At 72.0% G+C, this 9,610-nt stretch carries 8 protein-coding genes; 3 read left to right on the top strand and 5 right to left on the bottom strand.

Annotation, left to right across the window (positions count from 1 at the left end):
- From AW270_RS19080 to AW270_RS19070, 3 genes are all read right to left on the bottom strand, one after another.
- On the bottom strand, positions 1-473 hold a 473-nt coding region (locus tag AW270_RS19080; RefSeq protein WP_157522208.1), incomplete at its 3' end, for a helix-turn-helix domain-containing protein.
- Positions 474-580: 107 nt separating this feature from the next.
- A complete protein-coding gene (gene glnII / locus AW270_RS19075; protein WP_061296117.1) occupies positions 581-1,600 on the bottom strand; it encodes a glutamine synthetase in 1,020 nt (339 codons plus the stop codon).
- A gap of 131 nt (positions 1,601-1,731) precedes the next feature.
- Positions 1,732-2,493 carry a VOC family protein gene (locus tag AW270_RS19070; RefSeq protein ID WP_061296114.1) on the bottom strand — a complete coding sequence of 254 codons (762 nt, stop codon included), beginning with the start codon at positions 2,491-2,493 and terminating at the stop codon, positions 1,732-1,734.
- A gap of 148 nt (positions 2,494-2,641) precedes the next feature.
- Between AW270_RS19070 and AW270_RS19065 the strand changes: the two genes are divergently transcribed.
- The 3 genes from AW270_RS19065 (at position 2,642) to AW270_RS19055 (ending at position 7,572) form a co-directional block, all read left to right on the top strand.
- Entirely contained in the window at positions 2,642-2,947 is a 306-nt protein-coding gene (locus AW270_RS19065) for a hypothetical protein (RefSeq protein WP_061296112.1), read from the top strand.
- A 34-nt stretch (positions 2,948-2,981) separates the two neighbouring features.
- Positions 2,982-4,862, top strand: a complete 1,881-nt coding sequence (locus tag AW270_RS19060) for an APC family permease (RefSeq protein WP_245674763.1) — start codon at positions 2,982-2,984, stop codon at positions 4,860-4,862.
- A gap of 172 nt (positions 4,863-5,034) precedes the next feature.
- On the top strand, positions 5,035-7,572 hold the full coding sequence (locus AW270_RS19055) for a DUF4118 domain-containing protein (RefSeq protein ID WP_061296108.1): 2,538 nt from the start codon (positions 5,035-5,037) through the stop codon (positions 7,570-7,572).
- Here AW270_RS19055 and ybiA read toward each other — a convergent pair.
- Both ybiA and AW270_RS19045 read right to left on the bottom strand, forming a co-directional pair.
- Positions 7,505-8,074 carry a riboflavin biosynthesis intermediates N-glycosidase gene (ybiA, locus tag AW270_RS19050; protein ID WP_061296106.1) on the bottom strand — a complete coding sequence of 190 codons (570 nt, stop codon included), beginning with the start codon at positions 8,072-8,074 and terminating at the stop codon, positions 7,505-7,507. The two genes, AW270_RS19055 and ybiA, sit on opposite strands and share 68 nt — an antisense overlap.
- Positions 8,075-8,193: 119 nt before the next feature.
- Positions 8,194-9,600 (bottom strand): RCC1 domain-containing protein, encoded by a 1,407-nt coding sequence (locus AW270_RS19045; RefSeq protein WP_061296103.1) that lies wholly within the window; start codon positions 9,598-9,600, stop codon positions 8,194-8,196.
- Positions 9,601-9,610 lie beyond the last annotated feature (10 nt).

Raw genomic sequence — 9,610 nt, 5'->3', positions numbered from 1 at the left:
CCGTCGGGGATGCGGCCGAGTTTCTTGACGTCCAGGTGGATCATGTCGCCGGGCGCTGGGTGTTCGTAGCGGCGCTCGCTTTTGCGGCTGGCGCGGATCGGCGTGCCGGTCAGCGGGTCACACATGGCCAGGCGGGGGATGTCGTGGCGGCGCAGGATCCGGGTGATGGTCCGGGCCGGCACTCCGGTGGCGGCTGCGAGCCGGTCGGGTCCGGCCCGCAGCTCGGCGCGCGCCACCAGGACCCGCTGCTCGATGTCGGGCGGGGTGCGGCGGGGGCTGGTGCGGGGTCCGCTGCGCCGTTCTTCCAGGCCGGGCCAGCCTTCCTGGTGGTAACGGCGGACCCATCGGTGAGCGCATTGGCGTGAGACGCCCAGTTCGGCGGCCACGTGCGCGACAGGTCGGCCGTCGAACACGACACGGCGAACCAGCAGGCATCTGCCGTGAAACGTCAGCCGGGCGTTAGCGTGACCCATCAAGACCTCCGTGCGTGGGTGAAGCGGCTAACTCCACTACGCCCGGAGGTCTTCTTCATGATCAATCACCTGCGGCCACGTGTCACCAAGATCTCGGCCAAGTACATCTAGACGAGACCCTTGGCCTCGAGGACCGAGCAGCAGGTGTTGGTGATCAGGCGGGTGACCACGTAGGGGTCGGCGTTGGCGTTGGGGCGGCGGTCCTCGATGTAGCCCTTCTTGTCGACCTCGACCTGCCACGGGATGCGGACCGAGGCGCCGCGGTTGGACACGCCGTAGCTGTAGACGTTGTAGGGCGCGGTCTCGTGGAGACCGGTGAGGCGCTGCTCGATGCCGAAGCCGTAGCCCGAGATGTGCTCCTCGACCTTGCCCTCGCCGCCGAGCGCCTCGCACGCCGCGATGATCGCGTCGTAGCCCTCGCGCATGGCCTTGGTGGAGAAGTTGGTGTGGGCGCCGGCGCCGTTCCAGTCACCCTTGGCGGGCTTGGCGTCGAGGGTGGCGGAGACGCCGTAGTCCTCGGCGATCCGGTAGAGCAGGTAGCGCGCCATCCACATGTGGTCGGAGACCTCGAGGGGGCTGGCCGGGCCGATCTGGAACTCCCACTGGCCGGGCATGACCTCGGCGTTGATGCCGGAGATCTTCAGGCCGGCCTCGATGCACGCGTCGAGGTGGGCCTCGACGATGTCACGGCCGACGACCTCGTCGGCGCCGATGCCGCAGTAGTAGGGGCCCTGCGGGCCGGGGAAGCCGCCGACCGGGAAGCCGTAGGGGCGGCCGTCCTTGAAGAAGGTGTACTCCTGCTCGATGCCGAACCAGGACTCCTGGTCGGCGAACTGCTCGGCGATCGGGGTCAGCAGCGCGCGCGTGTTGCTCGGGTGGGCCGAGCCGTCGACGTTGTAGACCTCACACAGCACGAGCACGTTGTCGCCGCCCCGGATCGGGTCGGGACACGAGAAGACCGGCTTGAGCACTCGGTCGGAGTCGTGACCCTCGGCCTGGTTGGTGCTCGAACCGTCGAAGCCCCAGGTGGGGAGCTCGGCGCCGTCCGCCAGCACCTTGGTCTTGGACCGGAGCTTCGCGACCGGCTCAGTGCCGTCAATCCAGATGTACTCGGCCTTGAACGTCACGTCTTTCCCTTCCTCGGAGGCGCACCGCGTCTCTGGTCGCCACGCCGAGATTCCCAAGAAGCCATTTCATGTCCATTGCCCGTTTGTGAACACGATGTGAAACGGGAGGTCCCTGTGTTAAATCATCCGGTTCAGGGGCTCGTGATCACGGCGAAGCGGGCGCCGAACTGGTCGGCCAGCACGGCGAAACGGCCCACGGTCTCGACCGAGACGGGCGGGTCGAGGATGGTCCCGCCCTCGGCGACGGTCGCCTCGACGGCCGCGTCGACGTCTCTGACCTCGAAATAGGGCAGCCAGAACGGTTTGGTGCCGGGGTTGAGGGTGATCACCCCGCCGATCGTCGGGCGGTCGCCGCCGGGCAGCCGGATCGTGGTGTAGCCGACCCCGGCCACGGTGGCCTCGATCGACTGGTGGTCGAGGGTCGCCTCGTAGAAGGGCGCCACGGCGGGCGGGCTGGCGACGTAGAGCTCCGTCCACCCGAGGCTGCCGGGCTCGGTCACGGCGTCGAGGCCCTTGCGGCCCCGGCCCTCCCAGATCGCGAAGTCGGCCCCGGCCGGGTCGGTCAGCGCGGCGGCGCGGCCGTCGTCGAACACGTCGTAGGGGGCCACCCGGACGGTGCCGCCCGCCTTCTCGGCGCGGGCCGCCGCCTCGTCGGCGTCGGGGGTGGCGAAATAGATCGTCCAGGCCGAGCTCGCGCCCTCCTCGTCGAGCGGGCCGACCGCGGCGACGATCTTGCCGCCGTGACGGAAGAAGCCGTAGCCGCCCGCGCAGGGCCCGGCCGACTCGAAGTCCCAGTCGAGCACGGCCGCGTAGAACGTGACGGAGGCGTCGGTGCGGGGCGAGCCCAGGTCGACCCAGCAGGGGGCGCCCGGCAGGTAGTCGGTCGTGAGCATGCGAGCTCCTTCGAACAGGTTTTCGGGTGACGGCGACTCTGTCACGTCCTGCCGACAGTTTTTCCAAGGTCGCTCCAGAAGCCCCCTGCGAAGGGGAGCTTTTCCGGCGAAATGGGACGCGCGTGACCCCGGTCGATAGGGTCTGGCCATGCCGACCCAGATCATCCGCTACCGCGTCGCCGACCAGGAGAAGGCCGAGGAGAACGTGCGCCTCGCCCAGGAGGTCTTCGCCGAACTGGCCCGGGAACGGCCCGGCGGGATCACCTACCAGTCCTACCGGCTCGACGACGGGCTGACCTTCGTCCACGTCGTCACCACCGACGACCTCCAGGCCCTGCTGCGGTTCGAGGCGTTCCTCGCGTTCACCAGGACCCTCGGGCAGCGCCTCGACGGCACCCCCCACCGGGAAGAGGCCACCCCCGTCGGGTTCTACGACGGCCACCTGCGATCATGAGAAATCTCCCCCTTCGTCGATGAAGGGGGTGGCCGTGACCCTGCGGGGGTGGCTCCTGAACGGGCTCACGGCCGACCGAGGTCAGCTGGAACACGGCCCGGCGGAGAAGCACGCCTGGTGGCGGGTCATGTGCCTGACCGGTGTCGACTACTACTCCACGCTCGGCTACCAGCCGGGCATCGCCGCGCTCGCGGCCGGCGCGCTGTCACCGGTCGCGACGCTGTTCCTGGTGGCGCTGACCCTGTTCGGCGCGCTGCCCGTCTACCGCCACGTCGCGGGGGAGAGCCCCCACGGCGCGGGCTCCATCGCGATGCTGGAGCGGCTCGTCCCGGCGTGGCAGGGCAAGCTCTTCGTGCTCTGCCTGCTCGGCTTCGCGGGCACCGACTTCGTCATCACCATGACGCTCTCGGCCGCCGACGCGACCGCCCACATCATCGAGAACCCCTTCGCCCCCGCCTTACTGAAGGGCCAGGAGATCCCGATCACACTGGTCCTGCTGGCCGCCCTCGGGGCGATCTTCCTGACCGGCTTCACCGAGGCCGTCGGGGTGGCGACCGTGCTGGTCATGGTCTACCTGGGCCTGAACGCCGTGGTCGTGGCGGCCGGCATCGAGCACGTCGTGACCGACCCCGCCGTGCTCGGCGCCTGGGAGCGCCTGCTGGAGGAAAGGCACTCCTCCCCGCTGGCCATGATCGGCCTGGCGCTCCTCGTCATGCCCCGGCTCGCGCTCGGCCTGTCCGGCTTCGAGACCGGGGTCGCCGTCATGCCGGTGATCAGGGGGGACATCCCGCGCCGGATCAGGAGCACCCGCACGATGCTCACCACGGCCGCGCTGATCATGAGCGTGTTCCTGATCCTGAGCAGCTTCGTCACGACGCTGCTGATCCCGGCGCACGAGTTCCAGCCCGGCGGCAGCGCCAACGGCCGGGCGCTCGCCTACCTCGCGCACGCCTATCTCGGCGAGTGGTTCGGCACCCTGTACGACGTCAGCACCATCGCCATCCTCTGGTTCGCCGGCGCCTCGGCGATGGCCGGCCTGATCAACCTGGTGCCCCGGTTCCTGCCCCGCTACGGCATGGCCCCCGAATGGGCCTCGGCGGTCCGGCCGCTGGTGCTGATCCTCACCGCCATCGCCTTCGTCATCACCTTCATCTTCGACGCCGACGTCGACCAGCAGGCCGGCGCCTACGCCACCGGCGTGCTCGTGCTGATGCTGTCGGCGGCCATCGCGAGCTGCCTGTCCACCCGGGCCAAACGCCGGACGAAGGCCGCCTGGGGATTCGGGGTGATCAGCGCCGTGCTGGCGTACACGCTGATCGACAACGTCGTCGAACGGCCCGACGGGGTGAGGATCGCCGGGTTCTTCATCGTGGCCATCGTGGTCACCTCGCTCATCTCGCGGGCCACCCGCTCGACCGAGCTGCGGGTGACGCGGGTGCGGCTCGACCCGCTGGCCGAGGAGTTCGTCAACGAGTGCTGCTCCGGGGAGCTGCACCTCATCGCCAACGAGCCGCAACGCCGCGACCAGGCCGAATACAACGACAAGCTGCGCGAGAACTGGTTCATGCACCGGCTGCGCTCCTCCGAGCAGGCGATGTTCGTCGAGGTCACGGTCAGCGACGCGTCGGAGTTCGAGACCGAGCTCTACGTCCGGGGCGAGGAGCGGTTCGGCAACAAGGTGCTCAGGGTGGAGAGCTCCACCGTGGCCAACGCCCTGGCCGCGCTGCTGCTCTACCTCCGCGACCGGACCGGCGAGGTCCCCAACATCTACTTCCACTGGACCGAGGGCAACCCGATCACCGAGATGCTCCGGTACCTGATCTTCGGCGGCGGCGACGTGCCCCCGCTGACCCGCGAGGTGCTCCGGCTGGCCGAGCCCGATCCGCTGAGGAGGCCGCACGTCCATGTCGGATGACCTGAAAGCATCGGGGGGTGAACGTCGAATGCTCCCGAGAGGCACCACCGACCGCGAGCGACGCCCGCCGGGCCGCCCGCGCCGGGAGGGAACGCGACCGCCCGGCCGGGGCGGCATGCGCCCGCGCCGGTTCCCGCCGCCGTTCCGGCGTCCCGGCGGGTGACCGGCGCGGATGACGGTTCGGGGGAGGCTGCGCGTCTACCTGGGCGCCGCGCCGGGCGTCGGCAAGACCTTCGCGATGCTCGGCGAGGGCCGCCGCGCCCGTGACCGGGGCCGCGACGTCGTGGTCGGCCTGGTCGAGACGCACGGCCGCCCGAAGACGGCGGCGCTGCTGGCCGGTCTGGAGGCGGTGCCCCGGCGCGAGCTCGTCCACCGGGGCGCGGCCTTCACCGAGATGGACGTCGACGCCGTGCTGGCCCGCCGCCCGAAGGTGGCCCTGGTCGACGAGCTCGCCCACACCAACGTGCCGGGCTCCCGCAACGCCAAGCGCTGGCAGGACGTCGAGGAGCTGCTCGACGCCGGGATCGACGTGGTGACGACGGTGAACGTCCAGCACCTGGAGTCACTCAACGACGTCGTCGAGGAGATCACCGGCGTGCCGCAGCGGGAGACGGTGCCCGACGAGGTGGTCCGGCGGGCCGACCAGATCGAGCTGGTCGACATGTCGCCCGAGGCGCTGCGCCGCCGGATGGCCCACGGCAACGTCTACGCCCCCGAGAAGGTCGACGCCGCCCTGTCCAACTACTTCCGGGTCGGCAACCTGACCGCGCTGCGCGAGCTGGCGCTGCTCTGGGTGGCCGGGCGGGTCGACGACCAGCTCGACCGCTACCGCGCCGAACACGGCATCGCCACCACCTGGGAGGCCCGCGAGCGCGTCGTCGTGGCGCTGACCGGCGGCCCCGAGGGCGACACGCTGATCCGCCGCGCCGCCCGGGTGACGGCCCGGACCAAGGGCGCCGACCTCCAGGCCGTCCACGTCACCCGGGGCGACGGCCTGATCGGGGGCGACCCCGTCCACCTCGCCCGGCAGCGGGCCCTGGTCGAGTCGCTGGGCGGGAGCTACCACCAGGTCGTCGGCGACGACGTGCCCCGGGCGCTGCTCGACTTCGCCCGCGGGGTGAACGCCACCCAGCTCGTCTTGGGCGCCTCGCGGCGCGGGCGGCTGGCCCAGATCCTCTTCCGGGGGGTGGGCGCCGAGACGATCGCGCGGTCGGGGTCGATCGACGTCCACATGATCACCCATCAGCAGGCGCGGCGGGGTCTGCCGCGCCCCGGCTCCCGCGCCGCGCTGACCCGCACCCGCCGCGTCGCCGGATGGGCGACGGCGCTGGCCGGGATGCCCGCGCTGACGGCCGTGGTCTACCCGCTGCGCCATCTGCTCGCGCTGCCCGGCCAGATCCTGCTGTTCCTGCTGATGGTCGTGATCGTCGCGCTGGTCGGCGGCATGTGGCCGGCCATCACCGCCGCCGTCCTCGGCTTCCTGCTGCTCAACTACTTCTTCACCCCGCCGGTCGACAAGCTCACCGTCGCCGACCCGCAGAACCTGCTGGCTCTGTTCGTGTACGTCCTGGTCGCCGTCCTGGTGAGCCTCGTGGTCGACCTGGCGGCCCGCCGCACGCGCGAGGCCGCCATGGCGGGCGCCGACGCCGAGGTCCTGTCGACCCTGGCGGGCCACGTCCTGCGCGGGGAGGCGGCGCTGCCGTCCCTGCTGGCCCGCCTCCGCGAGACCTACGGCCTGACCTCGGTGACCCTGCTCGAACGCCGGGGCCCCGCCGCCCCCGACGACCGCGCCGACCCCGAGGCGTGGCGCATCGTCGCCAGCGCGGGCGGCGTGCCGTGCACGAGCCCCGGCGTCTCCGACACCGACGTGGTGATCGACGAGAGGCTGGTGCTGGCCGTCCGGGGACGGCTGCTGGGCGCCTCCGACCGCCGCGTCCTGGAGGCCTTCGCCGCCGAGACCGCCGTCGCGCTGCGCCAGCGCCGCCTGGAGGAGGAGGCGGAGCAGGCCAAGCCGCTGGCCGAGGCCGACCGCATGCGCACCGCCCTGCTCGCCGCCGTCAGCCACGACCTGCGCACCCCGCTGGCCTCGGCCAAGGCGGCGGTCGAGAGCCTGCTCAGCACCGACGTGACCTGGTCGCCCTCCGACGAGGCCGAACTGCTGGAGACCGCCGACGAGTCGCTCGTGAAGCTGACCCGGCTGGTGGAGAACCTCCTCGACATGAGCCGGTTGCAGGCCGGCGTCCTCGGCGTCGTCTCGCAACCGGTCGCCCTGGCCGAGGTGCTGCCGCGCGCCGTCGAGGACCCCCGGGTGCGGATCGACGTGCCGGACGACCTCCCCGAGGTGAACGCCGACCCGGCCCTGCTGGAGCGGGTCCTGGCCAACCTGGTCCTGAACGCGCTGCGCTACAGCCCAGACTACGTGCTGCTGACCGCCAGCTCCCACGACAACAAGGTCGAGATCCGCGTCGTCGACCGGGGCCCCGGCATCCCGCCGGAGGCCCACGACCAGGTGTTCCAGCCGTTCCAGCGCCTCGGCGACCGCGACAACCACTCGGGGGTCGGCCTGGGGCTGGCCCTGTCACGCGGCCTGGCGGAGGCCATGGGCGGCTCGCTCACCCCGGACGAGACGCCCGGGGGAGGGCTCACGATGACGGTGACGCTTCCGACAGCCGGTCTCGGGCCTCCATCAGGGCGAAGCCCAGCAGGTTGAGCCCCTGCCACGTCGACGCCGAGGCCGCGCGCTCGTCGGCGGCGGTCAGGCCGATGCCCCACACGCGGTCGTACGGGCTGGCCTCCACCAGCACCCGGTTCCTGGTCCCGAGCAGGTAGTCGCGCAAGTCGGGGTGCTGGCCGAACTTGGCGGTGCTGCCGCGGACCACGACGGCGAAGCGGCGGGCCGTCCAGACCGCCTCGTCGAAGTCGCGGACCTGGCGGCCGAGTTTCTTCGCCTCGCCAGGATGGGGCGCGGCGAGGACGGCGGCGGCGGTCTCGGCGTCGTCGAAGAGCCAGGCCTTGTGGGCCATCATGTAGTGCTCGGCCGAGCGGAAGACGTGGCCGTCCTCGGTGAACTCGGCCTCCCACCACTGGCTGAGGCAGCCCGCGCCCACCCCGCCGTCGCGAGGTGGGCGGTGGCCCCAGAAGTAGAGGTAGCGCGGCGGCCGGCCGGACGCCTCGGCGGCCACGGCCTCCTCGACGGAGCGGGGTAACGTCACCCGGCCAAACTAGCGGGCGGGGGCGACACTCCGCCGTGGGGTTTTCGGCGTGGGCGCCGGTCTCGGGCGGCGCTGGTCGTTCCGGGTGGGCGGGGCGGTCTGCTTCGGCTTCCGGCCGGTCACGGGCACGGTCCGGCCGGTGCGACGGCGACGGTGATGTCGACGTCGGAGCCGAGGGCAACCGGTGTGCCGGGGTCGGGACTCTGGCCGGTGACCTGGTCGACGTCGTTGCACAGCCGGTCGACCCACGGGATCACCGCGCCCAGGCGCAGGCCCGCCGAGGTGATCCGGGTGACGGCGGTGTCCTCGAACAGGCCGGTCACGTCGGGGACGAGCACCGTGGTCGGCGGGCTCGGCCGGTCGGTCGGGGTCGGGTCGGGCTGCTGGACGCCGGTGACGGCCAGGACGGTCGAGCGGCCCACGGAGATCGTGCTCACCGTGGCGCTGATGTCGACGGGCTCGGCGGTCGTGCTGAAGGGTGCCGCGGACCCGGTCCCGAGCGCGCCGGCGGTGTTGTCGCCCCACGTCAGCACGTCGCCGTCGGCGGTGGTCCCGGCCGAGGTGCCGCCCATGCCGGGGTCGGCCCAGGTCAGGCCCATGATCGGGGTGATCGTGGGGGTGCGCCTCGCCGTGGTGGTGCCGTCGCCGAGACGTCCATCGGTGTTGTCGCCCCAGGCGTACAGACGGCCCCCGGCGATCGCGAAGGTCGACTTCTCGCCGGGCATGACCATCACCGCGTCCGTGATGCCGGGCACCCGCACCGGCACGTACGACCGGGGCGCCGCCCCGATGCCGAGCTGCCCGGAGGCGTTGCCGCCCCAGGTCCAGACCGTGCCGTCGGTCTTCACCGCCGCCGAGTGGACGCCGCTGCGCGAGGCGAGGGCCGTCCGGACCCCGGAGATGCCGGTGACCTGGACGGGGACCGGCCGGTTGACGGTCGTGCCGTCGCCGAGTTCGGCGTAGCCGTTGTGGCCCCAGGCCCAGACCGTGCCGTCGAGCTTGACGGCCAGGCTGTACCGGTATCCGGCCGACACGCTGCGGACGCCGGTCAGGCCGGCGATCTGCCGGGGAACGGGCCTGCTGGTGGTCGTGCCGTCACCCAGCTGGCGGTAGGTGTTGTCGCCCCACGCCCAGACGGTCCCGTCGGTGGCCAGCGCCAGGACGTGCCGGTCGCCGACGGAGACGGCGGTGACGTAGGGCAGGCCGTAGACCTGCTGCGGGGTCGTCGCGTCGACGACACCGGGGAGGCCGCCCCACTGGAACACGTTCCCCCGGTCGTTGACCCCGGCGCTGAACGTGCCGCCGGTCGCCACCTGCCGGATGCGGGCCGCGACGGGGTGATAGGGGTGGCCGGCCGGCAACCGGCCGACGAGCGTGGGGCTGGGGCTGCCGGTGGTGGTGCCGTCGCCGAACTGGCCACTGGTGTTCAGCCCCCAGGCCCAGAACTTCGTCCCGGACCACTGAGGCTCGGGGGTGAACGCGGCGAGCGCCGCGACGACCGCCAGCGCGGCGGCCAGAATCTTCATCGCTCTCACA

Source organism: Herbidospora cretacea (assembly GCF_001570605.1).
In the GTDB taxonomy this organism is placed as follows: Bacteria; Actinomycetota; Actinomycetes; order Streptosporangiales; family Streptosporangiaceae; genus Herbidospora; species Herbidospora cretacea.
Note: the sequence above shows the minus strand (reverse complement) of the source record. Positions and strands in the feature narration are given on the sequence as shown.